Here is a 26,254-nt window from a genome sequence, read left to right as displayed (position 1 = left end):
CAGCGTTCGCGGGGACGACCACTTTTGACGTCCTCAGGAAACACAATGACCCATCCGTCCATCCACGCGCGTAACCATCCGAACAAGATCGCCTACCAGATGGCGGCGTCCGGCAAGGCGATCACCTATCGCGAGCTCGACGAACTCTCGAACCAGGGCGCGCATCTGTTCCGCTCGCTCGGCCTGAAGGCCGGCGACCACATCGCGCTCCTGATGGAAAACCGCCTCGCCTTCATGGAGATCTGCTGGGCCGCGCAGCGCTCGGGCCTCTATTATACGGCGATCAGCCGCTACCTGACGGAAGAGGAGATCGCCTACATCATCAAGGATTGCGGCGCCAAGGTGTTCATCACCACGCCGCAATGCGCCGATAAGGTAAAGGGCCTGATCAAGGGCGAACCGGGCGAGCCGTTGTTCTACATGATGGACGAGCCGGCGCCGGGCTTCCGCTCCTATGACAAGGAAGCCGGCGCGCAGCCGACCACGCCGGTTGCCGACGAAGTCGCCGGCTACGACATGCTGTATTCCTCCGGCACCACCGGCCGCCCCAAGGGCATCAAGAAGGAGTTCGAGGGCAACCGGATCGACGTCCCGAACCCGTTCCTGCGGATTCTCACCGCCGATATGTGCGGCATGAACGCCGACAGCATCTATCTGTCGCCGGCGCCGCTCTATCACGCAGCTCCGCTGCGCTTCAATATGATGGCGACGGTGCTGGGCGGAACCTCCGTCATCATGGAGCATTTCGACGCCGAGGAATTTTTGAAGCAGGTCGAGAAGCACAAGGTGACGCAGTCGCAGCTGGTGCCGACCATGTTCGTGCGCATGCTGAAGCTGCCCGACGAGGTGCGCGCCCGCTACAAGGTCTCATCGCTGAAAGGCGCGATCCACGCCGCGGCGCCCTGCCCGGTCGACGTCAAAGCCAGGATGATCGAATGGTGGGGCCCGATCCTGATCGAGTACTACGCCGGCTCCGAAGGCAACGGCGTCACGGTCTCGACCTCGCAGCAATGGCTCACCCACCGCGGCACGGTCGGCCGCGCGGTGGTCGGCAAGGTCAAGATCCTCGACGAGAACGAGGCGGAGGCACCGACGGGCCAGATCGGCCAGGTCTATTTCGCCGACGCACCTGTCTTTACCTATCACAACGATCCCGAGAAGACGAAGAAGGCCTACAACGCCAAGGGCTGGTCGACGCTCGGCGACGTCGGCTATCTCGATGAAGAGGGCTTCCTCTATCTGACCGACCGCAAGAGCTACATGATCATCTCCGGCGGCGTGAACATCTACCCGCAGGAGACCGAGGACGTGCTGATCACGCATCCCGCGGTCTCCGACGTCGCGGTATTCGGCGTGCCGAACGAGGAGATGGGCGAAGAGGTCAAGGCCGTGGTGCAGCCGCACGACATCGCCAAGGCCGGCAAGGCGCTCGAGGCCGAGCTGATCGCGTTCTGCCGCCAGCATCTGTCGCCGATCAAATGCCCCAGGAGCATCGACTTCGAGCAGGAGCTGCCGCGCACGCCGACCGGGAAGCTGGTGAAGCGGCATCTGCGCGACAAATATTGGCCGAAGGCGCCTGCCAGGCCGTGACCGGGGTCGCCCTCCCCGCGAGGGCCGCCGCGGCGCGCGGCCAAAATATCGAAAACAACCCCATGCAAAGGAGCCGGCGGCTGCCGGCGTTCGACAGGGCAACTGTTCGACAGGGCAACTTGACACGTCGGGCAACTCAGCGATATATTTCCAATATTCCGAAATAGTGCAAACGATCCGCCCCGCCCGTCAGGGAGGATGAAGAGCGCATGCGGGACGCCGCTTGCGCCGAGCCCGCCGACCTACAACTCCTCCGCCGGCTCGCAGGCAGCCGACGCCGCGGCGCGCAAATGCAACTGGCCGTGCTTGCCTGATGCCGTGGTGGTCCACTGCGCATCGATCTGCTGAAGGTCCTCCGACAGCTTTCCGCGATGGCTGCCCTCGGTCTCGAATGCTCCGCCGTCGGGCGCACGTTCAAAAATCTCGACCTCGAGATCGGACAGCCGGATGAACATCTGCACGCCGATCTTGGTCACGTGCCGGCCGACCTCATATGAACCGCAGCCGAGCGCTTCCGCATTCTGCTCGTTCAGGCCCTGTACCTTGTCGAAGGTGATGACGACGTTCTGCACCGTGCTGTCACCGTCCCACAGGAATTCACCGATATAGGCGCGCGGCAGCTTTTCGGTCAGCTCCTTGACGTCGGCGGCACGAACCGCCGGGATCAGCATCAGGCTTGCGACTACGACCGTTAGACCGAGACGCGACATCGAGCCGGTCAGCTCTGCAATCCTCGCGTGGCGCATGCGGTATGCATCCCCTGGGCAAAGTTGCTATCGTGAGACAATAGTCGCCAGCATACAGTGAAATACGCTGGTTGTGCGGCGATGCCCCAACAGGTGAACCGTCCGATGCAAGCCTTCCCCGACGTCCCGCTGCCCTCCACCATCCGCTCGCGCTATGTCGACGGGATCAACGGCCTGCGCATACATGTGCTCGAAGCCGGCTTCGAAACACCCGGCCGGCCCTGCCTGCTGCTGCTGCACGGTTTTCCGGAGCTGGCGTTTTCCTGGCGCAAGGTGATGCCGAAGCTCGCTGCAGCAGGCTATCACGTGATCGCGCCCGACCAGCGCGGCTATGGCCGCACCACCGGCTGGAGCGCGGATTACGACGGCGACCTCGCCGCATTCCGCCTGCCCAATCTTGTGCGGGATGCGCTCGGGCTGGTTGCAGCATTCGGTTACACCCACGTCGACGCGGTGATCGGGCACGATTTCGGCTCGTCGGTCGCGGCGTGGTGCGCGCTGATCCGCCCCGACGTGTTCCGCGCGGTCGTGATGATGAGCGCGCCGTTCTCGGGCCCGCCGTCGTTGCCGTTCAATGCGGCCAATGAACCGGCGAAATCCGCGAGCGAAGACCCCGTGCATCGGGAGCTGGCCGCGCTGCCGCGGCCGCGCAAGCATTACCAATGGTACTATTCGACACGCCCGGCCAATGACGACATGCATCACGCGCCGCAAGGCGTGCACGACTTCCTGCGCGCCTACTATCATCACAAGAGTGCGGACTGGGAAGGCAACAAGCCCTATCAGCTGCAATCATGGTCGGCGGGCGAGCTGGCAAAGCTGCCGACCTATTATGTGATGGATCTCGCCAAGGACATGGCGGCGACGGTCGCCGAGGAGATGCCGTCACGCGAGGCGATCGCCGCCAACGTTTGGATGCCGGACCGCGAGCTCGCCTATTACAGCGCTGAGTATCAACGCACGGGATTCCAGGGCGGGCTGCAATGGTACCGCTGCGGCACCTCGGGCGCATTCACGGCGGAATTGCAGACCTGGAGCGGCCGCAGCCTCGATCAGCCGTCGGCGTTCATCTCGGGCAAGCAGGATTGGGGCACCTATCAGCGGCCCGGCGTGTTCGAGGCGATGCAGAGCAGGGCCTGTACCAAAATGATCGGCTGCCATCTGATCGATGGCGCCGGCCATTGGGTGCAGCAGGAACAGCCGGACGAAGTGAGCCGGCTGCTGCTTCAGTTCCTCGCGCGTGCAGCGCAATAGGACATCGTCCGGGAACATTCCGTGGAACCTGGCGTTGCGATCAGTCGGCTGTGCTCCGGCGACCTGATCAAGAGGAGAGACCATGGAAAAGAAGATTGCCGGACTGTTGGGAGCAGTCGTATCGCTCGGCGCGCTCGGCACCGCGCAAGCCGCGCCGGCCCCATCAGACGTTCTGCGCGCGAACTCCTATGCGGAGTTGCTGGAGCCGATCTCGGACGCTTCGGCGAAGCTGCAAGCGCTCGACGAGACGGCGCCGCCGCAGGCACGCGAGAACGTGCAACTCGCGCAGTTCTACCATCATCATCACCACCACCATCACCATCATCACGGCTATTATCGCGACTATGATCGCGGCTACGGGCCTCGCGTCATCGTCGTGCCGCGCTATCGGCGATATCATCATCACCACCACCATCATCACCACAGCTTCTATCGACGCGACTACTGAGCGCCGACCGACGTGCGACACGACAGCGGGGCCCGCAGGCCCCGTTGTTTTGGTCCAAAATGCTGTGGCGACTCAGTCGCCGCGCGCCTTCTCCTTCGCCGCGCGGTGCAGATGACGATAGGTGCCGTCGAACACCGTATCGGTCGACGAGGTCCATTCCGTGCCGGCGGCCAGCTTCGGCCGGCTGTTGTAGATGCGGCGCGCCTGCAATTCGCGTTCGGCGGCCTCCTCGTCACCCATCGGCTCGAGCTGAAAGTTCGCCTCCTCCGGAATCACCATGATCTGCGCGAACGGCTCGTTCGGCCGGAAGATGTGCGTGCGCCCCTCCGCCGGCGCCTTGAAGACGCAAAAGAACATCATCGGCCACCAGTTGCGGATCAGGGCCGGAACGGCGATCGGCACAGTGTCGGTGAGGTCGGTGTAGAAGCGCGGATGCGGCTCGGTGCGGATCGCCATGCCCCGTTCGACCTTGAGGTCGAGCAGGATCTGGTAGGTGTAGAGCGTCGTGCCGAAATTCCGGAACGGGGGCCACTGCACGCCGCTATCCGGCGGCTCGCCCCAATCCGCGTTGAGCTGCAACCGGCCATCCTGCGTGGTGACATGCAGCTCGAAATCGTAGGGATAGAACAGCTCGATGCCGTATTGCGCGCCCTCCGAGAACGGCACGCAATGCCAGACCTGCTCGCGTGAGCCGTCGGTGCGCGGCTCGCGTTGACCCGCCCAACCGGGAATCTCGAGCTTGGTCCGCCGCGGTGCAAGGCGCGGATCGTTCAGGCGGTATTTAACGGTGGTCATGGAGTTCCCCGCTGATCAGCCCCGGAACTCGAACGAGCGCGGGATCGCCTGGTTCCCTTCATCGTGATCAAAAACGCCACGAATGGGCGGCACCCCGGGTTGACCCACGTACGGCCGCTCAATATTAGAATTATTCTAATTCTAGATTTGATGAAGGCGTTGCCGTGAAGAATTTCGCCGATCTGACCGAGCGCGAGGTGCTGGCGGTCGCGATTGCCTCCGAGGAGGAGGACAGCCGCATCTACATGTCCTTCGCGGAGGACCTCACCGAACGTTATCCAGATACCGCAAAGATCTTCGAAGAGATGGCCGAGGAAGAGCGCGGCCATCGCCACCGTCTGCTCGAAACCTACGAGCAGCGCTTCGGCCCGCATCTGCCGCCGATCCGGCGCGAGGACGTCAAAGGATTTCTGCGCCGTCGCCCGATCTGGCTGACCAAGAACCTGCCGCTCGACACCATCCGCAAGGAAGTCGAGACCATGGAGTTGGAGGCCGAGCGCTTCTACGCCAAGGCTGCGGAGAAAGCCGACGATGTCGGCGTGCGGCGCCTGCTCGGCGATCTTGCCGAGGAAGAGAAGGGTCACGAGAAGCTCGCAGTCCGCCTGACCGGCGAGATCCTCAAGCCCGATGTGCGTGCGGAGGAAGACCGCACGCGGCGGCGGATGTTCGTGCTGCAATATGTGCAGCCGGGCCTCGCCGGATTGATGGACGGCTCGGTCTCGACGCTGGCGCCGCTGTTTGCCGCCGCCTTCGCCACGCATCACAACTGGCAGACCTTTCTGGTCGGGCTTGCCGCTTCGATCGGCGCCGGCATCAGCATGGGCTTTGCCGAGGCGCTGTCCGACGACGGCTCACTGACCGGTCGCGGCTCACCCTGGCTGCGCGGCATCACCTGCGGCTTGATGACGACGCTGGGCGGCCTCGGCCACACCATTCCCTATCTGGTGCCCGATGCCTGGCCGAACGCGTTCTGGATCGCGACCGCGATCGCCGGGATCGTGGTGTTCTTCGAGTTGTGGGCGATCGCCTTCATACGCTCGCGCTACATGGACACGCCGTTCCTGCAGGCCGTGTTCCAGATCGTGCTCGGCGGCGCGATCGTGCTCGCGGTCGGCATCCTGATCGGCGCGGCGTAGCGCGGAAGCGAGCTGTCCTGATGTGCCGTTTCCGCATACATCGCGTTCTGGCCGGCACAGCCTTGGTCGTGCTGGCCGCGCTCGGATGCAGTGGTCGCGCGAACGCGACCGACGAGATTCAGGTCTACAATGCCGGCATCGCGGCGCCAGGCCAATTCACCATCCAGCAGCATCTCAACTATGTAGGCATCGGCCAGAAGGATCCGCCCTTCGCCGGCGGATTTCCGTCCAACCACAGCCTCAACGGCACGCCGGAGTTCGCCTATGGCATGACGGACTGGTGGGAGCTCGGGCTCTATCTGCCGTTTGCCGTGCAGGACCGCCAGTTCCTGTCCGACGCCTTCAAGCTGCGCACGCTGTTCGTCTCGCCGAGCGCCGACAAGCGCAATCTGTTCTACGGCATCAATTTCGAGCTCAGCCACGAGATGCCGAAATTTGCGCAGACCCGCTGGGGCCTCGAGATCCGGCCGATCATCGGCGTGCGCAATGCGGACTATGAGTTCATCGTCAACCCGATCGTCGACATCGGCTTCGGCAGATATGGCGAGGCGGATTTCGCGCCCGCCGCCCGCGTGGCGCGCAAGCTGAGGGATGACGTGTATGTCGGCCTCGAATATTACGCCGATTTCGGCAAGATCGGCGACTTCAGCCCGCTTGCCGAGCAGCAGCACACATTGTTCGCGGTGACCGACTTCAAGGTGGGTGATTTCGATATCGACTTCGGCGTCGGCTACGGCCTGACGCGGGCATCCGACCGGCTTGTCGTCAAGACCATCATTGGATACGCGTTCCCGGTACCAGGGACCAAGCAGAGCAGCGAGCGCGCCAGCGCGAGCGGCGCCATCAATCCGATGGCGCATCTATCGGCGCGCAGCACGCCCTATTAAGCGCGGGTCAGATTCGTCGCGCCAGGCAGAGCCCGATGATCACGATCGCGTTATGCGATGCATGACGTCGCCCCTAGCGCGTCGGCGCAATTGCGATCAAGCCCGTCTTGCCCACCCGCTCCATTCTGCGCATGATCGCCGCCAAAATCAGGGAGCACGCCGTGGCCAAATCGCAATGGAGTTACAAGACTGCCGTCGAACTGTCGGAGGCGCTGCGCAGGAAGCAGGTCTCGGCGGTCGAGCTCGCGGAGGATGCGATCGGCCGCATCGAGCGCCATGACGGCAAGGTCAACGCGGTCTGCGTGCGCGACTTCGAGCGCGGTCTCACTGCTGCACGCGCCGCGGATGCCGCGATCGCGCGCGGCGAGCACAAGCCTCTGCTCGGCATTCCGATGACGGTGAAGGAATCCTTCAACGTCGCTGGATTGCCGACGACCTGGGGCTTCCTGCCGCAAAAGGACTTCGTCCCGGCTGAGGACGCGCTTTCGATCCAGCGGGTGAAGGACGCCGGCGGCGTGATCCTGGGCAAGACCAACGTGCCGGTCGGGCTCGCCGACTGGCAGAGCTACAACGAGATCTACGGCACCACCAACAATCCCTACGATCTCGGCCGCACGCCGGGCGGCTCCTCCGGCGGATCGTCGGCGGCGCTGGCCGCAGGCTACGGCGCGCTGTCGCTCGGCTCCGATATCGGCGGCTCGCTGCGGGTGCCGGGCTTCCATTGCGGCATCTATGCACACAAGCCGACCTTCGCGCTGCTGCCGTCGCGCGGCCACACCCCGCCGCCGCTGCCGCCACTGCCGTTCGACCGCGATCTTTCGGTGATCGGCCCGATGGCGCGCGGCGCGGCCGACCTCGCGCTAGTGCTCGACGTGATGGCCGGCCCCGATCCGCTCGAAGCGGGCAAGGCCTACCGGCTCGACCTGCCGGCGGCACGCCACACCGCCTTGAAGGACTGTCGCATCCTGGTGATCGACAGCGATCCGGTGCTGCCGACCGACAGAGTGATCCGCGGAAGCATCGACAAGCTCGCCAGCAATCTCGACAAGGCCGGCGCGAAAGTGTCGCGCGCAAGCCCGCTGCTGCCGGACTTCGCCGCCTCCTCGCGGCTCTATATGCGGATCCTGCTGTCGTTCCTTGCCGCGTCCTTCCCCCCGGAGGTCTATTCCGGCGCCTGCGCAGCGGCGGCCGCGCTGCCGGCCGGCGACACCAGCCTGCAGGCCGAACGGCTGCGCGGCATCGCACTCAGCCATCGCGACTGGGTGATCGCCGACGGCGGCCGCGCACGGCTGCGCGCGCAGTGGCGCGAGCTGTTCAAATCGTTCGACGCCGTGATCTGCCCGATCATGCCGACCGCAGCCTATCCGCATGATCATTCGCCCGACCAGGAGCAGCGACGGATCCTGATCGACGGTGTGCCGCACGTGTACACCGACCAACTCGCCTGGCCCGGCATCGCGACGCTGCCCGGCCTGCCCTCGACCGCGATCCCGACCGGCTTTGCCCCCGACGGACTGCCGATCGGCGTGCAGATCGTCGGCCCCTGGCTCGAGGACCGCACGCCGCTGAAGCTCGCCGAGTTGATCGAGCGCGAGTTCGGCGGTTTTGTGCCGCCGAAGATGTTTGATGATTGACGGCGTCTGATCGTCATTGCGAGCGGAGCGAAGCAATCCATATATCTGCATGCACGCAGGCATGGATTGCTTCGTCGCTCGCGCTCCTCGCAATGACAAGAGGAAATAGGGAGAACGCCAATGAGCACCGATCTCGATGAGCTCACAAAACTCAACAAGGACTACGTCGACTCGGTTCAGAACTGCGACGTCAAGCGCTTCGACGAAATCCTGGCGCAGGATTTCTACGCTACCAATCCGGACAAGAGCCTGGTCGACCGCGCCGCCTTCCTGAAGCAGACGGCGATCCCGGTGAAGATCAAGGGCCTGAAGGCCGAAGACGTCAAGATCCGCATCCTCGGCGATTTCGCCATCATCCACGCCCGCACCAGCTATCTCAACGCCGACGGCGAGCAGGCCTATGGCCGCTACACCGATTGCTGGGCGAGGCAGAACGGAAAATGGCTCGCGGTGTCCGCGCACGTTGCGCGGTGAAGGCGACGTTCGCAGCGTCACCCTCCGGTGTCATGCCCCGCTTCAAGCGGGGCATCCAGTACTCCGCGGCCACAGTTGACTCACACAACTTCCGCCACGGCGTACTGGCGCCCGGTCGAGCCGGGCGACGACAAGTGCGTCAGCTGTCGAACATGATCACGCTGCGCAGCGTCTTGCCGGCCTTCATGTTGGCAAAGCCCTCGTTGATCTCGCTGAGCTTCAGCTTGGCCGAGATCCAGTCCTCCAGATGCAGCTTGCCGCGCATGTAGAAGTCGACGAGGCGCGGCATGTCGACGCGGAAGTGGTTGGAGCCCATCGACGAGCCCTGGATGCGTCGCTCGCGCAGGAAGTCGAAGCCGTGCAGTTCGATCTTCTGGCCGAACGGGATCATGCCGACGATGGTCGCGGTGCCGCCCGCCGCCAGCATGGCGAAGGCCTGCTCGGCGGTCTCCTTGCGGCCGAGCACCTCGAAGGAATGATGCACGCCGCCGCCGGTGAGCTCGCGCACCTGCTGGACCACGTCACCACGAGCGGGATCGACGATGTCGGTGGCGCCGAGCTTGGTCGCAAGCTGCAGCTTCGCCGGATTGGTGTCGATGGCGATGATGCGGCCGGCGCCGGCGATCTGCGCGCCGTTGATCGCGGCCATGCCGACGCCGCCGCAGCCGATCACAGCCACGGTCTCGCCGGCGGTCACCTTCGCGGTGTTCACCACGGCGCCATAACCGGTGATGACGCCGCAACCGATCAGCGCAGCCAGATCGAGCGGCATCTCCTTCCTGATCTTCACGATCGCGTTCTCATGCACCAGCATCTGCTCGGCGAACGACGACAGGTTGAGGAACTGGTTCAGCTTCTCCTTCCTGCCCCACGACAGGCGGTTGGAGGCGCCGGGCAGCATCTTCACCGTGGTGTCGGTGCACAGCACGGTGCGGCCGGTGGTGCAGTTGTCGCAGGTGCCGCAGAACACCGACAGACACGTGACGACGTGATCGCCGGGCTTCACGTAATTGACGTCGGAGCCGACCTTCTCGACCACGCCGGCCGATTCATGGCCGAGCACAGCGGGCAGCGGATGCGGATAAAGGCCTTCCATGAAATGCAGGTCGGAATGGCAGAGGCCCGCGACCGCGGTGCGGATCAGGACCTCGCGCGGCCCCGGATTGGGCACGCTGACGTCTTCGATCACCAGCGGCTGATTGACTTCATGCAGGACGGCGGCCTTCATCGGGGTCTCCCTTGACGTTCTTGTTTGTTTGAAAAGTTCGCTCGCGCGCAGCCTACGCTGCGTCGAGCAATTCGCCAACCTCGGCCATGCCGACGGCGCTATCGCCGAGCAGGTGCTCGGTCATCCTGCGCTGAACGGTATTTTCCGCTAGCCGGAACGGATCGCCCGGCATCACGCGATGGTCGATCACCATCCGCGACAGCAACAGCCTCCGCGCGTCGCCGCGCATCTCGTGGATGCGACCGCCCTCCCACGCCAGCGCCACCGCGCTCGCGACATGATAGAGCAGGCTGGTCGCGCGCCGCGCATCGCCCTCATTGTCGATGCGGCCTGCGACCTCGCGGGCGAACACAATTGCGCGGTCGCTGAGCTCGCGCAGCCGGTTGCGCCAGGCTTGCGGCACATTCGGACTGTCATCGAGCCGCGCATGCAGATCGGCGGCGAGCGCATTGTCGGCGCCGTGGCGTCCGACCGCACGCTTCAGCGCATCGATCGCGACGATGTTGCCGGTGCCTTCCCAGATCGAGCCGAGATGCGCATCGCGCAGCAGCCGCGGCGTGACGAATTCCTCGATGTAACCGATGCCGCCACGCATCTCCATCGCGTCGCCGCACACCTTCCGGGCATCGCGGGTGGCGCGGAATTTCAAGGTCGGAGTCAGAATGCGGAGCAATGCGGCGGCGTCCTGGCTGCCGGCCTCGGCGCGGTCGAGCGCGTCAGCGGTCAGGAAGCTCATCGACAGCGCCTGCTCGGTCGGCAGCATGATCTTCATCAGCTGGCGCCGTGCCAGCGGCAGGTCGATGATGCGCTGGCCGAACACCACGCGCCCCCTCGCGACCGTGATCGCATCGTGCCAGGCGCGGCGCATCAGCGCGGTCGACTTCACGCCGTTGGACAGCCGCGACGAGTTCACCATCTCGGCCATCTGCACGAAGCCACGGTCGAGCTTGCCGACGGCGTAGGCGATCGCGCCATCGAACTTGATCTCGCCCGAGGCCATCGAGCGGGTGCCGAGCTTGTCCTTCAGCCGCACGATCCGGTAGTGGTTCTGCGAGCCGTCATCGAGGAAACGCGGCATCAGGAACAGGCCGACGCCGCGGGTGCCGGGCCCCGCGCCTTCGGGGCGCGCCAGCAGCATCACCACCTTGGCATCGGCGTTCGAACAGAACCACTTCTCGCCGTAGAGCCGCCAGTGGTCGCCCTCCTGCACCGCGCGCGTGGTCAGCGTGCCGACGTCGGAGCCGCCCTCCTTCTCGGTCATGAACTGGCCGCCTTGCGTCAGTCTGCTCATGTCGGTCTGGGTCAGGCCGTCGAGATACTTCGCCTTCAACGCCTCGCTGCCGAAATTTGCCAACAGCTTTGCGCAGCCGTCGGTGACGTTGATCGGGCAGCCCATGCCGAATTCGGTCTGGTTGAACAGGAAGGTGAAGGCGTGCTTCGCGACGACAGGATATTTGTCGGGCCAGCCCATGATGCCCTTGCGCAGCGAGAGCGCATGAATGCCGAACTCACCGAATGCCGCCTTCTCGATCTCGCGATAGGCCGGATGATATTCGATATTCTGCACGTCGCGACCGAACTTGTCGCGCTGGTGCAGCACCGGCGTATGGCGGTCGGCAAGTCGCGCGCATTCGTCGAGATAGCCGCCGGCCAATCCGCCGAGCCGGTCGAGATGCGGCTCGATGTGGCGGAACAACGCGTCAGACAAATGCAGTTTCAGAAGATCGGTCAGCGCCGGATCGGCCCGGTAGAAATTCATTCCCGTCGTGTCCGGCGCGAGCAGGCCCGGCTGGCTGGCGGACGGCGTTTTCAGATCCTGCTTGTGCGGCTGCATTGAATTCCCGGCTGCGGTGCTCATTTGTTTGAGCACGACTATCCTCCTCCGGCCGAGCAAAGGAAAGCCCAATGGATATTCCGAAATACAAGATCGCCCTGATCGTCGGCGCCGGCGAGGGCCTCAGCGCCTCGCTGACGCGGCTATTTTCGCGGGAGGGAATTCGCGTGGCACTGGGCGCCCGCAGCATCGAGAAGCTCGGCGCGCTCTGCACCGAAACCGGCGCGAGAGCCTATGCCTGCGACGCCACCAAGGCCGAGGATGTCGAACGCCTCTTTGGTCTGGTCGAGCGCGAGATCGGAACCCCTGATCTCGTGGTCTATAATGCCAGTGGCCGCAGCCGCGGGCCGTTCGTTGAACTCGTGCCCTCAGAGGTCGAGCAGGCGATCGCGGTCTCAGCGTTCGGCGGCTTCCTGGTGGCGCAGGAGGCGGCGAAGCGCATGCTGCCCAACAAGAAAGGTGCGATCCTGTTCACCGGCGCTTCCGCCAGCGTCAAGGGCTATGCGCAATCGGCACCGTTTGCGATGGGCAAGTTCGCCTTGCGCGGGCTGGCGCAGAGCATGGCGCGCGAATTGTCGCCGCAAGGCATCCATGTCGCGCATTTCGTGATCGACGGCGGTATCCGTAGCGCCGCCCGCACCGAGCCCGCCGACCGGCCGGATTCGATGCTCGATCCCGACGCGATTGCATTGAGCTACTGGAACGTGCTGCAGCAGCCTCGCAGCGCCTGGACCTGGGAGCTGGAATTGCGGCCCTGGGTTGAGAAGTTTTGAGATGACGGAGATCATGCAAGCGGCGTAGGCTGGCCGTCAGCCGCCGCCACATTCGTCATTGCGAGCGGAGCGAAGCAATCCATGTCGCTGCAAGCTGAAGTATGGATTGCTTCGTCGCTTCGCTCCTCGCAATGACGGTCAGGACTTGGCCCCCGGAGGAAACATGTCGAACGAAATCAAGATCGAAACCGGCACCGACGAACTGCTCTGCGTGATCCGCGACCGCGTCGCCGTCATCACGCTGAACCGCCCGGATGCCCGCAACTCGCTGTCGGATACACTGACGCCGGCGCTGCGCACGATGATCCGAACCTGCGGCGAGAACCCCGAGGTCGGCGTGCTGCTCGTCACCGGCGCTGGCAAGGCGTTCTGCGCCGGCGGCAACGTCAAGGGCATGGGCGCAAATCGCGATCCGAAGAAGCTCGAAATGTCCTATGAGGACAAGGTGGCGGATCTGCAGGAGCGCCAGCGCCTGCTCACCGGTGCGCTCGCCTCGGTGCGCAAGCCGACCATTGCAGCACTTCCCGGCCCCGCGGTCGGCGCCGGCCTTGCGATCGCAATGGCCTGCGACATCCGGATCGCCGCGCAATCCGCCTTCATCTCGACCGGCTATCTGCGCGTGGCGCTGAGCGGCGACTATGGCATGGCCTGGTTGCTGACGCGCCTGGTCGGCACCTCGCGCGCCCGCGAGCTGATGTTCACCTCCGAGAAGGTCGGCGCCGCCAGGTGCGAGCAGATCGGCCTCGTCAACCGCGTGGTGCCCGACGAGACGCTGCACGACGAAGCGTTCGCGCTGGCGAAATCGATCGCAGAAGGCCCGACGCTGGCGCTGCGCTACATGAAAGACAATCTCGACGAGGCGCTGCAATTCGACTTCGCCACCGCGCGCGACCACGAGGCCGAGCGGCTGATCCGCCTCACCACGACGGCGGATCACAAGGAGGCCGTGCAGGCCTTCATCGAGAAGCGCAAGCCGGTGTTTCGGGGGAATTGAGCGCGTAGCGCCCTTGAAGTCACCTCTCCCCTTGTGGGAGAGGTCGGATTGCATCGGAAGATGCAATCCGGGTGAGGGGTTCAGGTCCCTCCGTGAGGGCGAGCCTGCCGAGAGACCGCACCCCTCACCCGCACCGCATTCCGCTGCGCTGCATGCGTTGCGGCCTCTCCCACAGGGGGAGAGGCGTAGCCCGGATGGAGCGCAGCGAGATCCGGGATCAGTCGCACCGCGGGCGCAGTTTCCCCGGATTGCGCTGCGCTTCATCCGGGCTACGGATGCGCTGCACGCGCAAAATCAACAAACGCCCGCAGCGCGGCAGGCAATTGACGGCGGCTCGGGTAGTACAGGAAGAAGCCGGGGTAGGCCGGGCACCAGTCGGCCAGCACGCGCACCAGTTTCCGTTTCGCGATCAGCGCCTCGACCTGCGCTTCGAACACGTAAGCAAGCCCTGCCCCGTCAATTGCCGCATCGACCATCAGGTCCTGATCGTTCAGCGTCAGCGGACCCGCGACGTCGATGTCGATCTCGATGCCGCCGCGCTCGAACTCCCAGCGATAGATGGTTCCGGAGGTGAAGCGATAGCGGATACAGGGCAGGCCCTTCAGATCATGCGGTGTCACCGGCGGTTTATGCGTCTTGAAATAGGCCGGCGAGCCGACCACGGCGAAGCGGTGCCGCGGACCGATCGGCACCGCGATCATGTCGGCGGCAATCGTCTCGACGAAACGCACGCCGGCATCGAAGCCCGCGGCGACCATGTCGATCAATACGTCGTTGATCATGATCTCGACGCTGACATCGGGAAACGCCTTCAGGAAACGCGTGACGATCGGCAGCAGCACCAGCTGCGCCGACTGGCGCGCTGCGGTGAAGCGCAGCGTACCCACCGGGCGCCCGCGAAAATTGTTGAGGTCCTCCAGCGCATCGTCGATGTCGCGAAACGCCGGGCTGATCCGCGCGAACAAAAGTTCGCCGGCCTCGGTCAGCGCCACGCTGCGGGTGGTGCGGTTGACGAGGCGCAGATCGAGCCGCTCCTCGGTGACCGTGGTCGAGCCCGGCTTCTTCCGCACCGACTTCCTCGACGATGCGTCGCTGTCGCGCACCGCGCATCAGATCGAAGATTATCATGCGAGCGTCGGCAAGACCCGCGCAGCTGCGGCCGACTTCAACCACGGCCAACGCGGCGACCCGCGCAAGCTCGCCGGCGCGATGCTTCAGCTCGTCAACGCGGAGAACCCGCCGCTGCGGCTGCCGCTCGGTAGCGACACGGTGGAGCGGATCGAGACCAAGAACGCGTTCGTCGCGAAGGAACTCGCGGAATGGCGGACGGTCGCGACGTCGACGGATTTTACGAAGTGATCGCGACGCCTGCTCCCCCTCACCTCTCCCCTTGTGGGAGAGGTCGGAATTCAAGCGCTAGCTTGAATTCCGGGTGAGGGGTCCAGGTCCATCCGTGAGAGCGAGTCTGCCGAGGGGCTGGGTGAGGGGTCCAGGTCCATCCGTGAGAGCGAGTCTGCCGAGGGGCTGCTCCCCGCACCGCATCGCGCTGCGCTCCTTGCGTTGCGGCCTCTCCCACAAGGGGAGAGGCGGCACCGAGCGAGCGGCGAGAGCTGCACCAAAAAAAGAAAAGAGCCCGGTTCTGGAGGGGCCAGAACCGGGCCTAGTCAGTCAAACCGCAAGCGAGGACATCGTGGCCAAGCGGGAAGTGGCGGCAAGCCGCCAGCTGGCACAGGGAATGTCTTGCGGTTCGACGTGGATCTCCTTGGCAAAGCGCACCAGCTTCCAATCGCCGGGGCTTGCAGTGAAAGCGTAATCAGACTTGCGGGCGAGGCCGATCATAGTTGCGTTGGAACGCAACGTGTCGCCAAAGATGCGCTCGGCTCCGAAGGACGCCGCGCGGCATTCGAGATTCTTCAACAACGCCTTGCCAATGCCGTGGCCCTGCCACCGGTCATCGATCGACAGGCCGAACTCGACGCTCGACGTATCGGCATGGAAAGCGTAGCGGGCTTCGCCAACGATGGTCTCAAAACCATCGACCACCATCGTCGCGACCACCGTGAACCGGTCTGCCTCGCCGACGTGGACAAAACGCTCGAGCTCCGTCTTCGGCAGCTCGCTCAGTGCGCCCAGGAAGCGGTTGTAGCGGGACGCCGCGGAGAGCGAGCGGATGTAGCTCTGCAGCTCTTCGCGGTCGCGCGGCTCGACGAAGCGCACCTTGATCTCGCTGCCGTTCCTGGCGCGCAGCACATCAGAGTATTGCTTGAGATCGTCGAGATGCAGCGCAGTCATGACACGCTCCTCGGGGTGAAGGTACTGGCCGGCGCCCCTCGATCGAGGCGGCGCCGGCGAAGGCGGCCCATCAGGCCCGCCAGAACGGCTTCTCGGTCTCGAAAACGATGTCGCTGCGGGACATGCCGATGTCGTGCAGGTCGCGCTCGGTCCACTGCGACAGCTCACGGCGGCGCTCATAGCGCTCCCACCAGACATGCAGGGTTTCGCCGACCTGGTTCAAAAGGCCCGGCGTATGATGATTTGTCATCGATTCATGGGTGAAAATGGACATTTACGGCTCCTATCGGTAACCTGTTGAGCGGAATATCGGGGTTATTGAGCCTGTTCACAAACGACACTTTGTACCGTTTCGCATGAATTAACGTCATGCATCTGGAGGCACTTTAGGGATGACCAGCCGCCTGCCTTCATTGAACGGCCTCAGGGCGTTCGAGGCCGCCGCGCGGCACATGAGCTTCACGCTGGCGGCGTCCGAACTGAACGTGACGCAGACCGCGATCAGCCATCAGATCCGGCGGCTGGAGGAAGAACTCGGCGTGCGGCTGTTCATCCGCCAGAACCGCTCGCTGAGCCTGACGCCGGAGGCCGCCGAATACCTTCCCGGCGTCCGCGCCGCTTTCAACGACCTCAGGCTCGCGACCGATCGCCTGCTGCGCCGGGACGACGATCACGTGCTGACCGTCTCGACGCTGGCATCGCTCGCCGCCAAATGGCTGCTGCCGCGGCTGTCGGCATTCCAGGAGGCACATTCCGGTATCGACGTCCGCATCACCACCTCGACCAGCCTGGTCGACTTCCACCGCGACAAGGTCGATGCGGCGATCCGCTATGGCCGCGGCCAATGGGCGGGCCTGCGCGCGGACTGGCTGATGGCGGATGAACTGTTTCCGGTGTGCAGCCCGTCGCTGCTGCAAGGAACCAAGCCGCTGAAATGCCCCGAAGACCTCAGGGATCACGTGCTGCTGCACACCAGCAACGCCAACAGTGACGACTGGCGGCTGTGGCTGACCGCAGCGGGCCTTGCGACCGACATTTCCAAGCAGCCCGGCGTGACTTTCGATCTGCTGTTCGTGACGATCCAGGCCGCGATCGACGGCATCGGTATCGCGATGGGCCGCACCTCCTATGTGCAGGACGACGTCGCCAAGGGCCGCCTCGTGGTTCCCTTCAAGATCGCGCTGCCCGCCGACGCGGGCTTCTATCTGGTCTCGCCGCAGGGGCGCGCCGATTCACCGAAGCTCTCTGCATTCCGGTCCTGGCTTGGCGCCGCGGCGCATACGACGTCGTGATTGTGTTCTGACGCATTTTTCTTCACGCGAACCGGAAACCACTTCGCTCGAAATGCTCCGGAGATCTCCGCTTACGGCTTTTTTCCAATAGCGGCGGCGCGATTTCGGGTTGGTCGCGCCGGACTGGCGTGCCAAATTGCCGCATACGGCAGTTAACTGCCTTGGCCGGCGACACAATTTGCGCCGGCCGTTTTGCCACGGGGAGGAAAGGGCGTTATGTCGCAGTCGAGTCCATCGCAAGCACCGCAAATCAAATCGCGTCTCGGCGCCATCCTGCGCGCGACCAGCGGCAATTTCCTCGAGCAGTTCGACTTCTTCCTGTTCGGCTTCTATGCGCAGGACATCGCAAAGGCGTTCTTTCCCGCCCAGAACGAGACCGCGGCCCTTCTCAACGCCTATGGCGTGTTCTGGCTCGGCGCGCTGATGCGCCCGGTTGGCGCGGTCGTGCTCGGCTCCTACATCGATCGCATCGGCCGGCGGCAAGGCCTGATCGTGACACTCGCGCTGATGGCGCTCGGCACCGTCGTGATCGCATTCTGCCCGGGCTATGCCGCGATCGGCATCGCCGCGCCGATCATTGTGCTGATCGGCCGCCTGATCCAGGGCTTTTCGGCCGGCGTCGAACTGGGCGGCGTCTCCGTCTATCTCTCCGAGATCGCGACGCCCGGCAACCGGGGTTTCTACACCTCGTTCCAATCGTCCAGCCAGCAGGTCGCGATCTTCGTTGCCGCGATCATCGGATATGTTCTGCGCGAGGTCATGCCCGGCGACACCTTCCTGGATGCGATCGGCGGCGTCGCCAAGTGGCGCATCCCGTTCTTTGTCGGCTGCCTCATCATTCCCGTCATCTTCATGCTGCGGCGTTCGCTCGAGGAAACGCCGGCCTTCCTCGCCATGAAGAAGCATCCGACGCCAAGTGAAGTGTTCGCATCGGCGATCGAGAACTGGCGCATCGTCATCCTGGGCATGATGATCGCGATCCTGACCACCACGACGTTCTATTTCATCACCGTGTATGCGCCGGGCTTCGGCAAGGAGCTGCACCTTTCGGCGTCGGGCACGTTGCTGGTGACCCTGCTCGTTGCGGTGACGAACTTCATCTGGAATCCGGTCGGCGGCGCGGTGTCGGACCGGATCGGCCGCAAGCCGGTGCTGCTGACAATCGCGGGCCTGTCGTTCGTGACCGCCTACCCGGCGCTGTCGTGGCTCGCGCATGAGCCCACGCTCGGCAAGCTGCTGGCGGTGCAGATGATGTTCTCGTTCTACTTCGGCGTCTACAGCGGCACGATGCTGGGATGCCTGGTCGAGATCGTGCCGGCGCATGTCCGCACCACCTGCTTCTCGATCGCGTTCGCATTGGCGGCGGGCATCTTCGGCACATCCACCCCATTCGTCGCAACCAAGCTGATCGCCATGACCGGCCAGGACAAGGCCTCGCCGGCCTACTGGCTGATGTTCGGCGCCGCGCTCGGCATCATCGCCGCGCTGATCGTCTATCGCGGCGGCCAGACCATCGAGCAGCGCAAGACGGTTGCTGCCTGATCGGCATATGCATTCGGGGCAGGCTCTTAATATTTGAGCATGATCTTTCGGAAAACCGCTACACACTTTTCCGGATCATGCCTATTCGCCTGCCCTGTTGCTTTCCATGCCAACAACGATAACAAGAGCGCATGGTTGATCTGACGCGCAGGTTCGACGTGCTGGTGATCGGCGGCGGCAACGCCGCCCTCTGCGCCGCGATCAGCGCACGGCGCGCCGGCGCCTCCGTGCTGGTGCTGGAAGGCGCCCCGAAATTCTACCGCGGCGGCAACACCCGCCACACCCGCAACATGCGCTGCGCCCATGACGCGGCGACCGAGATCCTCACCGGGCCCTACACCGAGGAGGAGTTCTGGAAGGATTTGCTGCTGGTGACCGGCGGCCAGACCGACGAGGAACTGGCCCACTTCATGATCCACGAGTCCAAGGACATATTGAACTGGATCGTCGAACAGGGCGTGCGCTGGCAGCCTTCGCTCGGCGGTACGCTGAGCCTCGGCCGCACCAACTCGTTCTTCCTCGGCGGCGGCCGCGCGATGCTCAACGCGCTCTATCACACCGCCGAGGAGCTCGGCGTCGACATCCTCTACGATGCCGAGGTGATCGATCTCGTGATCGAGCACGGCATGTTCCTCTCGGCACAGCTGAAGCAGCCGGTCGGCGGCAGGACCGAGGTGCGTGCCTCGACGCTGGTTGCAGCGGCCGGCGGCTTCGAGGCCAACATCGAATGGCTGAAGCAATATTGGGGCGAGGCTGCCGACAATTTCCTGATCCGCGGCACGCCGTATAATCGCGGCGCCATCCTGAAGATGCTGCTGGCGAAGGGCGTGCAGGAGATCGGCGATCCCACGCAATGCCATGCGGTGGCGATCGACGCCCGCGCGCCGAAATTCGACGGCGGCATCATCACCCGCCACGACTCGGTGGTGTTCGGCATCGTCGTCAACAAGCACGCCGAGCGCTTCTACGACGAGGGCGAGGACATCTGGCCGAAGCGCTATGCGATCTGGGGCCGCCTGGTCGCAGCCCAACCGGACCAGATCGCCTACATCATCTTCGATTCCACCGTCGTGACCAGCTTCATGCCGACGCTATTTCCGCCGATCGCCGGCGCGACGATCGCCGAACTCGCCGGCAAGCTGGAGCTCGACGCCGCCGCGCTGGAAAAGACCATCACCGATTTCAACGCCGCGGTGCAGCCCGGTACCTTCGACCACACCATCCTCGACGACTGCCGTACCGAAGGCATCACGCCGGCGAAGACGCATTGGGCGCGCAGGATCGAGACGCCGCCCTATCTCGCCTATCCGGTGCGGCCCGGCATCACCTTCACCTATCTCGGCACCCGCGTGAACAAGCAGTCGCGGATGCTGATGAAGGACGGCAAGCCATCCGCCAACATGTTCGCGGCCGGCGAGATCATGGCCGGCAACGTGCTCGGCAAGGGCTATGCCGCCGGCATCGGCATGACCATCGGCAGCGTGTTCGGCCGCGTCGCCGGGCGGGAAGCGGCGAAGAATGCGCGGAACTAAGCTTCCGCGCGATCGAGGAGGAGCGATGTCACGCCTTGCGACGTTCGCCGCAGCCGCCGCGCTGATGGCGTCAGCCACGAGCAACGCCGCCGAGCCGATCGCGCTGCGCGACATGGGCTCGTTCCACGTCGGCGGCCGCCTCGTCGAGATATCAGGCAAGCCGGTCAAGGACGTCACCTTCACGCCCGGTGGCGTACCGGCGAAGGTCGACCCGAACGGCACCTACCAGGTCGAGCAGATGTACGTGCAGTACTTCCTGCCGCAAAACGAGAAGGGCGCCTATCCTCTGCTGCTGTGGCATGGCGGCGGCCTGACCGGCGTCACCTATGAGACGACGCCCGACGGCCGCGAGGGCTGGCTGAACTATTTCCTGCGCAAGGGCTGGAGCGTCTACAATTCGGACGCGGTCGAGCGCGGCCGTGCCGGCTGGGCGCAATACCCCGACATCTTCAAGGGCGAGCCGGTGTTTCTCACCACATCGAATCCGTTCCAACGGTTTCGCATCGGCGACGGTCCCGACTCCTACGATCCCGATCCGGCCAAGCGCAAGCTGATGCCCGGCAGCCAGTTCCCGAACGAAGGCTACGAGAACTTCGTCAAGCAGAACGTCCCGCGCTGGACCACCACCGATGACGCGACGATCGCGGCCTACATCGCCGAAATCGATCGTGTCGGCCCCTGCATCATCCTGTTCCACAGCCAGGCCGGTACGTTCGGCTTCAAGGTCGCGCAGGCCCGACCCGACAAGGTCAAGGCACTGATCGCGATCGAGCCGGCCGGCGTCGGCGATCCCGCCAAGATCGACGCGTTGAAGAACATCCCGACACTGATGGTCTATGGCGATTACATCGAGCGCGATTCGCGCTGGCCGAAGATTCGCGCCACCGGCGGTGCCTTCGCCGACGCCATCCGCGCCGCGGGCGGCAGCGTCGACGTGGTCGATCTGCCCAAGGCCGGCATCAAGGGCAATTCGCACATGATGATGATGGACAAGAACAATGCCGAGGTCGCCGGCCTGATCCAGACATGGCTGGAAGGCAAGGGACTGACGAAGAAGTAACGTAGCGTTTTCAAGCGAAGTGGGAACCGGTTCGCGTTAAGAAAACGCGTCAAAATAAAGAGCACCAGAGAGCCATGCACGGGACGAGGATCTTGCAGGAAGCCGACCGTCTGATGACGGTGTGCAATTCCTGCCGCTATTGCGAGGGCCTGTGCGCGGTGTTTCCCGCGATGGAGATGCGCCGCGCCTTCTCCGACGGCGACCTCAACTATCTCGCCAATCTCTGCCATTCCTGCGGCGCCTGCTACACCGACTGCCAGTTCTCGCCGCCGCACGAGTTCAACGTCAACGTCCCGAAGACGCTTGCGATCGCGCGCGCCGAGTCCTACGCCGCTTATGCTTGGCCGCGCGCCTTTTCCGGCGCATTCGCGCGCAACGGCCTCGTCATCAGCCTGATCGCGGCGCTCAGCGTCGCCGCCTTCATCTTCGGCTTTGCCGCGATCAACGATCCCGGCGTGCTCACCGGCATCCATACCGGCCCCGGTGCGTTCTACAGATTGATGCCGCACAACGCGATGGCGCTGCTGTTCGGCGCCGCCGTGCTCTACGCCATCGTCGCGCTCGCAATGGGCGTGCGCGCCTTTTGGCGCGACATCGGCGAGCCCGTCGGCATGAAAACCGACGCGAGATCGCTGTTGCAGGCGGTCCGCGACGCCGGCGAGCTGCGTTATCTCGACGGCGGCGGTGTCGGCTGCTTCAACGAGGACGATCACCCGACTGACCGCCGCAAGCTGTATCACCACTTCACGTTCTACGGCTTCGCGCTGTGCTTTGCCGCGACCTGCGTCGGCACGCTCTATCACTATCTGCTGGCGCGCGAGGCGCCCTATGCGTGGTGGGATTTGCCGGTCGTGCTCGGCACACTCGGCGGCATCGGCCTCGTGGTCGGTCCGATCGGGCTCTTGTCGGAGAAATGGAAGCGCGACCGCGTGCTGGTCGACGAGCAGGCCAAGGGCATGGACACCGCATTCATCCTGATGCTGTTCCTGACCAGCATCACCGGCCTCGCCCTCTTGCTATGGCGCGAGAGCGCCGCGATGGGCCCGCTGCTGGCGCTGCATCTCGGCGTGGTGTTCGCGCTGTTCATCACCATGCCCTACGGAAAATTCGTGCACGGCATCTACCGCTTCGTCGCGCTGGTGCGCTATGCGCGGGAACGGCAGATGATGGCGGAGTAGGCTCCAACCGCCGTCATTCCGGGGCGCGCGCAGCGCGAACCCGGAATCCATCGAGCCCAAGAACAAGTGGCGAAATGGATTCCGGGCTCGCCGCTGCGCGGCGCTCCGGAATGACGAGTGATCAGAGATCCACCACCACGTAGTCGCTTTCCACCGCGACCTTGATGGTCTCGGCCACATATGGCCCCTTCACCACATTGGTGCCCGGCTCGACGCTGACCGGATAGGCACGCACCCGGAAGCGGCGTGGGTCGCAATAGGACTGACCGGTGCGGATATCGAACTCCCAGCCGTGCCAGGGACAGCGCAGGATCTCTCCGAGCTTGGTGTACTCGATCGCGCCGGGGTCCGACGACGACGCGAGCCCGATCAGCGGCCCTTCGCACAGCGCCGCGCCCTGATGCGGACAGCGGTTCAACAGGCCGAAGAACTCGCCCTTGACGTTGAAGACCGCGATCGGCCGTCCGTCGATCTCGAGGAATTTTCGCGACCCCGGCGGCAACTCGTCCACCGGGGCGATCACATGACGCGCCATTAGCTGTTCTCACGCATGATCTCCGCGCAAACGCGTTCCGCGTTTGTCGCGAGGAAAAACCGGTTCCCGCTTTTTCGGATCATGCGATACCGTAAAGCTGCTTCGCATTGTCGAGATAGAACGCCTGGCGGTTGGCGTCGCTGACGCCGGCCGGCAGCACGCGCGACGGCTCGTCAAAATCCCAATGCGGATAATCGGTCGCGAACAGCAGTCTGTCCCAGCCGATCCATTCGATGGTCTGGAACAGATGGTCGCGGCTCTCCGGATCTTCCATCGGCTGCGTCGTCCACCAGATGTGATCGCGGATATATTCCGACGGCTTGCGCTTCAGATGCGGCACTTCGGCGTGCAGCCGCGAAAACACCTTGTCGAGCCGCCAGGCCAGCGACGGCGCCCAGCCGAAGCCGGCCTCGACCATCACCATCTTCAGTTTGGGGAAACGTTCGAATACGCCCTCGAGCACGAGGCTCGCCAGCGCGGTCTGCTGGCACTGCGAATGCCCGACCATTTCCTCGATGTAATAGCTCGGCCAGCCCGACGCGGTGATCGGGTTGCCGCCGAAGCCGAAGGCGTGCACGCCGATCGGAAGACCGGCTTCCTGCGCCGCCTCATAGATCGGCCAGTAGCGGCGCTGGCCGAGCGGCTCGACGTTGCGGCTCAGCAGCAGCACCTGGACGAAATTCGTGTCACCCGCGCGCTTGCGGATTTCCGCGGCAGCGGCCACGCCGTCCTCATTGGGGACCACGACCGAGCCCTTCAGTCGCGTATCCTTGCTGGTCCATTTCTCGATCTGCCAGTCGTTGATCGCCGAGCAGATCGCGCCGGCGAGATCCTGGTTGCGCAGACCCTGCCCGGTGTTGAGCGGGTTGAGCACCCCGAGCGCGACGTTGTTGGGATCGAGATGCTGCTTCTGCATGAACGACAACGACGAGCCCTGCTGCCCGCCTTCCGGCGGATAGGCGTCGCGGCGCGACGCGTTGGGCTGCGCCTTCGGATAGGGCGGGCCTTCCATCATGCCCTGATAGGCATGGACGCCGAAGGTCTCGAGATGCGCGTGCCAGCGCTTGGCCAGATAAGGGTACAGTTCGTCCTTGGTCGCGCGCGCCGGATGGATGTCGCAATCGGCGATCGCGGTCTTGATGCCGGCCGAGGCGCCCGCCTCGGGACGTTCACGAATCTGAATGTTCATGGCGTCGTCTCCTTCATCTTCAACCGGCCGTAGGTCGCCTGCGGATTGTCGATCATGATCTTGCGGACCAGGTCCTGCGACAACCCCTTTGGCAGCACATCATCGCCATCGAACTGCCAATGCGGATAGTCGGTCGAGAATAGGATCAATTCGTCCGACTGCATATGGTCGAACAGCCGGTTCAGCGTGTCCCCTTCCGGCGGGGCGTCGACCGGCTGCAGCGAGAAACGGATGTTGCTCCGCACAATCTCCAGCGGCGCGCGGTCGACCCACGGCGTCTCCATGCGCACGCCGCGCCAGAACTTGTGCAGCCGCCACAGGAACGGCGGCAACCAGGTGAAGCCGGACTCCAGCATCACCATTTTTAAGGCCGGATGACGCGCGAACACGCCCTCGACGATCAGGCTGGTGAGCTGGGTCTGGAACGCCTGCGCCTGCGCGATATAGTCCTCGATGTGATAGGAGCCCCAGCCGACCGAGGTCGGCGGGTTGTGATAGGCGCTGCCGGCATGGATGCCGATCGGCAGGCCGAGCCGTTCGGCCGCGGCGTAGATCGGCCAGTAGTGGCGCTTGCCGAGCGGCATGTCGCCCATCACGAGCATCAGCACCTGCACGAAGCGCTTGTCCTGCGCGCAGCGCTCGATCTCGGCGACCGCCTTCTCGATGCTCTGCACCGGAATCACGATCGAGCCGCGCAGGCGATCGTCCTTGTCGAGCCATTCCTTGACCAGCCAGTCGTTCAACGCGCGGCAGAAGGCATCGGCCATGTCTTCGGAAAACACCATCTGCACGCCGTAGAGCGGATTGCAGATGCCATAGGCGGAGCCGAACTTGTCGAGCGCCTGGCGCTGCATGTCCGCAAGGCTCGAGCCCGGCTTGCCTTGCGCGGGGCGCCAATCCGGCCGCGACGAGATCGGCGAATTGGTCGGATAGGATTGCGAGATCAGATCCATCATGCCGCGCGTCGTCACCTGGTCGCGCCAGTAGTCGTTCATGTACGGCAGCAGACTGGTGAGGTGAGGCACGGCGGGATGCAGATCGCAATCCACGCCGCCCGCGATCGGCGACGTCATGGTGTTTCCTCCGCGCACGCTCTCACGACAACTGGTGAGGCGCGGCTTGGTTGTTGTCCGATATTCAAGCAGGCCGGGCCGCGGTGTGCAACTCTGCAGGGACCGATGTGGCGTGCTAGGAAGGCAGAACGCCCCACAGGATTTTCATAGCCAACAACGAGAAAGACCGCCGATGAACGCACTCACATCCATCGCCGAACAGGTCGCCGCAAGACTGATCGCGAACAAGCAGACGATCGCGGTCGCGGAATCCTCCACCGGCGGATTGATCTCGGCATCGCTGCTGGCCGTGCCCGGCGCATCGGCCTATTTCCTCGGCGGCGGCGTGATCTACACCCGCGACGCACGGCGTGCGCTGATGGACATTTCCGACGACGCCATGCGCGGCCTCCGTTCGTCGTCGGAACCCTACGCACAGCTGCTGGCGCGCCAGATCCGCGAGCGCCTCGCGACCGACTGGGGATTGTCGGAGACCGGCGCCGCCGGCCCGACCGGCAATCGCTACGGCGATGCCGCCGGTCATAGCTGCATGGCGGTTGCAGGCCCCAAGCAGCAGGTGATCACCCTGGAAACTGCGAGCAGCGACCGCGCCGCGAACATGCAGGCGTTCGCGAAAGCGGCGCTGGAGCTGTTGTTGAAGAATTTGTCGCCGTAATTTTCTGCTGTCGTCCCGGGCAAGCGAAGCGCGACCCGGGACCTATAACCACAGCTGTCAGCGCTGGAGAACGCTGGGGCCACAGCGGTGTGCCACAATGACCTGCGGTGGTT

26 protein-coding genes are annotated in these 26,254 nt (G+C 64.3%); 16 read left to right on the top strand and 10 right to left on the bottom strand.

The window, feature by feature from the left end; translation table 11 throughout:
• The first annotated feature begins 45 nt into the window (after positions 1-45).
• Positions 46-1,590 (top strand): acyl-CoA synthetase, encoded by a 1,545-nt coding sequence (locus H8A95_RS28415; RefSeq protein ID WP_229186211.1) that lies wholly within the window; start codon positions 46-48, stop codon positions 1,588-1,590.
• A gap of 242 nt (positions 1,591-1,832) precedes the next feature.
• On the opposite strand, the gene H8A95_RS28410 is transcribed toward H8A95_RS28415, so the two are convergent.
• Positions 1,833-2,336, bottom strand: a complete 504-nt coding sequence (locus H8A95_RS28410) for a hypothetical protein (RefSeq protein ID WP_229186210.1) — start codon at positions 2,334-2,336, stop codon at positions 1,833-1,835.
• A gap of 105 nt (positions 2,337-2,441) precedes the next feature.
• On the opposite strand from H8A95_RS28410, the gene H8A95_RS28405 reads away from it, so the two are divergent.
• Both H8A95_RS28405 and H8A95_RS28400 read left to right on the top strand, forming a co-directional pair.
• Positions 2,442-3,590, top strand: coding sequence for an alpha/beta fold hydrolase (locus H8A95_RS28405; protein ID WP_229186209.1), 1,149 nt, complete (start codon positions 2,442-2,444; stop codon positions 3,588-3,590).
• An 82-nt stretch (positions 3,591-3,672) separates the two neighbouring features.
• A complete protein-coding gene (locus H8A95_RS28400; RefSeq protein WP_229186208.1) occupies positions 3,673-4,038 on the top strand; it encodes a hypothetical protein in 366 nt (121 codons plus the stop codon).
• 72 nt (positions 4,039-4,110) lie between these two features.
• Here H8A95_RS28400 and H8A95_RS28395 read toward each other — a convergent pair whose 3' ends face one another.
• The gene (locus tag H8A95_RS28395; RefSeq protein ID WP_229186207.1) at positions 4,111-4,833 is read right to left on the bottom strand and encodes a hypothetical protein; all 723 of its coding nucleotides are present in this window, start codon (positions 4,831-4,833) and stop codon (positions 4,111-4,113) included.
• Positions 4,834-4,997: 164 nt separating this feature from the next.
• Between H8A95_RS28395 and mbfA the strand changes: the two genes are divergently transcribed.
• The 4 genes from mbfA to H8A95_RS28375 all read left to right on the top strand — a co-directional run bounded on the left by mbfA (position 4,998) and on the right by H8A95_RS28375 (position 8,964).
• A complete protein-coding gene (mbfA, locus tag H8A95_RS28390; RefSeq protein WP_229186206.1) occupies positions 4,998-5,969 on the top strand; it encodes an iron exporter MbfA in 972 nt (323 codons plus the stop codon).
• 20 nt (positions 5,970-5,989) lie between these two features.
• Positions 5,990-6,856, top strand: a complete 867-nt coding sequence (locus H8A95_RS28385) for a hypothetical protein (protein ID WP_229186205.1) — start codon at positions 5,990-5,992, stop codon at positions 6,854-6,856.
• A 161-nt stretch (positions 6,857-7,017) separates the two neighbouring features.
• A complete protein-coding gene (locus tag H8A95_RS28380; protein ID WP_229186204.1) occupies positions 7,018-8,490 on the top strand; it encodes an amidase in 1,473 nt (490 codons plus the stop codon).
• 120 nt (positions 8,491-8,610) lie between these two features.
• Positions 8,611-8,964 carry a nuclear transport factor 2 family protein gene (locus H8A95_RS28375; protein ID WP_229186203.1) on the top strand — a complete coding sequence of 118 codons (354 nt, stop codon included), beginning with the start codon at positions 8,611-8,613 and terminating at the stop codon, positions 8,962-8,964.
• 139 nt (positions 8,965-9,103) lie between these two features.
• Here H8A95_RS28375 and H8A95_RS28370 read toward each other — a convergent pair whose 3' ends face one another.
• Both H8A95_RS28370 and H8A95_RS28365 read right to left on the bottom strand, forming a co-directional pair.
• The gene (locus tag H8A95_RS28370) at positions 9,104-10,192 is read right to left on the bottom strand and encodes a Zn-dependent alcohol dehydrogenase (RefSeq protein ID WP_163155468.1); all 1,089 of its coding nucleotides are present in this window, start codon (positions 10,190-10,192) and stop codon (positions 9,104-9,106) included.
• Between the two features lie 52 nt (positions 10,193-10,244).
• The gene (locus H8A95_RS28365) at positions 10,245-12,026 is read right to left on the bottom strand and encodes an acyl-CoA dehydrogenase family protein (RefSeq protein ID WP_229186212.1); all 1,782 of its coding nucleotides are present in this window, start codon (positions 12,024-12,026) and stop codon (positions 10,245-10,247) included.
• A 71-nt stretch (positions 12,027-12,097) separates the two neighbouring features.
• On the opposite strand from H8A95_RS28365, the gene H8A95_RS28360 reads away from it, so the two are divergent.
• Both H8A95_RS28360 and H8A95_RS28355 read left to right on the top strand, forming a co-directional pair.
• Positions 12,098-12,799 (top strand): SDR family NAD(P)-dependent oxidoreductase, encoded by a 702-nt coding sequence (locus H8A95_RS28360; RefSeq protein WP_229186202.1) that lies wholly within the window; start codon positions 12,098-12,100, stop codon positions 12,797-12,799.
• 163 nt (positions 12,800-12,962) lie between these two features.
• Positions 12,963-13,793, top strand: a complete 831-nt coding sequence (locus H8A95_RS28355; RefSeq protein ID WP_229186201.1) for an enoyl-CoA hydratase — start codon at positions 12,963-12,965, stop codon at positions 13,791-13,793.
• 269 nt (positions 13,794-14,062) lie between these two features.
• On the opposite strand, the gene H8A95_RS28350 is transcribed toward H8A95_RS28355, so the two are convergent.
• On the bottom strand, positions 14,063-14,863 hold the full coding sequence (locus H8A95_RS28350; protein ID WP_229186200.1) for a LysR substrate-binding domain-containing protein: 801 nt from the start codon (positions 14,861-14,863) through the stop codon (positions 14,063-14,065).
• Between H8A95_RS28350 and H8A95_RS28345 the strand changes: the two genes are divergently transcribed.
• The gene (locus H8A95_RS28345) at positions 14,832-15,152 is read left to right on the top strand and encodes a Rossmann-fold NAD(P)-binding domain-containing protein (protein WP_338027974.1); all 321 of its coding nucleotides are present in this window, start codon (positions 14,832-14,834) and stop codon (positions 15,150-15,152) included. The genes H8A95_RS28350 and H8A95_RS28345 overlap by 32 nt on opposite strands.
• Positions 15,153-15,461: 309 nt before the next feature.
• Here the strand turns inward: H8A95_RS28345 and H8A95_RS28340 are convergent, their stop codons facing one another.
• Positions 15,462-16,085 (bottom strand): GNAT family N-acetyltransferase, encoded by a 624-nt coding sequence (locus H8A95_RS28340; protein ID WP_229186199.1) that lies wholly within the window; start codon positions 16,083-16,085, stop codon positions 15,462-15,464.
• A 70-nt stretch (positions 16,086-16,155) separates the two neighbouring features.
• Positions 16,156-16,359 (bottom strand): DUF1127 domain-containing protein, encoded by a 204-nt coding sequence (locus tag H8A95_RS28335; protein ID WP_028339130.1) that lies wholly within the window; start codon positions 16,357-16,359, stop codon positions 16,156-16,158.
• Positions 16,360-16,477: 118 nt separating this feature from the next.
• On the opposite strand from H8A95_RS28335, the gene H8A95_RS28330 reads away from it, so the two are divergent.
• The 5 genes from H8A95_RS28330 to tcuB all read left to right on the top strand — a co-directional run bounded on the left by H8A95_RS28330 (position 16,478) and on the right by tcuB (position 22,689).
• On the top strand, positions 16,478-17,377 hold the full coding sequence (locus H8A95_RS28330; protein ID WP_229186198.1) for a transcriptional regulator GcvA: 900 nt from the start codon (positions 16,478-16,480) through the stop codon (positions 17,375-17,377).
• Positions 17,378-17,593: 216 nt separating this feature from the next.
• A complete protein-coding gene (tcuC, locus tag H8A95_RS28325) occupies positions 17,594-18,919 on the top strand; it encodes an MFS transporter (protein WP_229186197.1) in 1,326 nt (441 codons plus the stop codon).
• Between the two features lie 131 nt (positions 18,920-19,050).
• Complete coding sequence (tcuA, locus tag H8A95_RS28320) at positions 19,051-20,451, top strand: FAD-dependent tricarballylate dehydrogenase TcuA (protein ID WP_229186196.1); 1,401 nt, start codon at positions 19,051-19,053, stop codon at positions 20,449-20,451.
• Between the two features lie 25 nt (positions 20,452-20,476).
• Positions 20,477-21,511, top strand: a complete 1,035-nt coding sequence (locus H8A95_RS28315) for an alpha/beta hydrolase (RefSeq protein ID WP_229186195.1) — start codon at positions 20,477-20,479, stop codon at positions 21,509-21,511.
• Positions 21,512-21,585: 74 nt separating this feature from the next.
• On the top strand, positions 21,586-22,689 hold the full coding sequence (gene tcuB, locus H8A95_RS28310) for a tricarballylate utilization 4Fe-4S protein TcuB (protein WP_229186194.1): 1,104 nt from the start codon (positions 21,586-21,588) through the stop codon (positions 22,687-22,689).
• 121 nt (positions 22,690-22,810) lie between these two features.
• Here the strand turns inward: tcuB and H8A95_RS28305 are convergent, their stop codons facing one another.
• The 3 genes from H8A95_RS28305 to H8A95_RS28295 form a co-directional block, all read right to left on the bottom strand.
• Positions 22,811-23,224: a Rieske (2Fe-2S) protein gene (locus H8A95_RS28305; protein WP_229186193.1), complete on the bottom strand. Its 414-nt coding sequence runs from the start codon at positions 23,222-23,224 to the stop codon at positions 22,811-22,813.
• 79 nt (positions 23,225-23,303) lie between these two features.
• Complete coding sequence (locus tag H8A95_RS28300) at positions 23,304-24,413, bottom strand: amidohydrolase family protein (RefSeq protein WP_229186192.1); 1,110 nt, start codon at positions 24,411-24,413, stop codon at positions 23,304-23,306.
• Positions 24,410-25,486: an amidohydrolase family protein gene (locus H8A95_RS28295; RefSeq protein WP_229186191.1), complete on the bottom strand. Its 1,077-nt coding sequence runs from the start codon at positions 25,484-25,486 to the stop codon at positions 24,410-24,412. The genes H8A95_RS28300 and H8A95_RS28295 overlap by 4 nt, the downstream gene beginning before the upstream one ends.
• A 172-nt stretch (positions 25,487-25,658) precedes the next feature.
• On the opposite strand from H8A95_RS28295, the gene H8A95_RS28290 reads away from it, so the two are divergent.
• Entirely contained in the window at positions 25,659-26,141 is a 483-nt protein-coding gene (locus H8A95_RS28290) for a CinA family protein (RefSeq protein ID WP_229186190.1), read from the top strand.
• Positions 26,142-26,254 lie beyond the last annotated feature (113 nt).

It is taken from the genome of Bradyrhizobium oropedii (genome assembly GCF_020889685.1).
Taxonomy (GTDB): domain Bacteria; phylum Pseudomonadota; class Alphaproteobacteria; order Rhizobiales; family Xanthobacteraceae; genus Bradyrhizobium; species Bradyrhizobium oropedii.
This window is presented reverse-complemented; position numbering and strand designations above follow the sequence as displayed.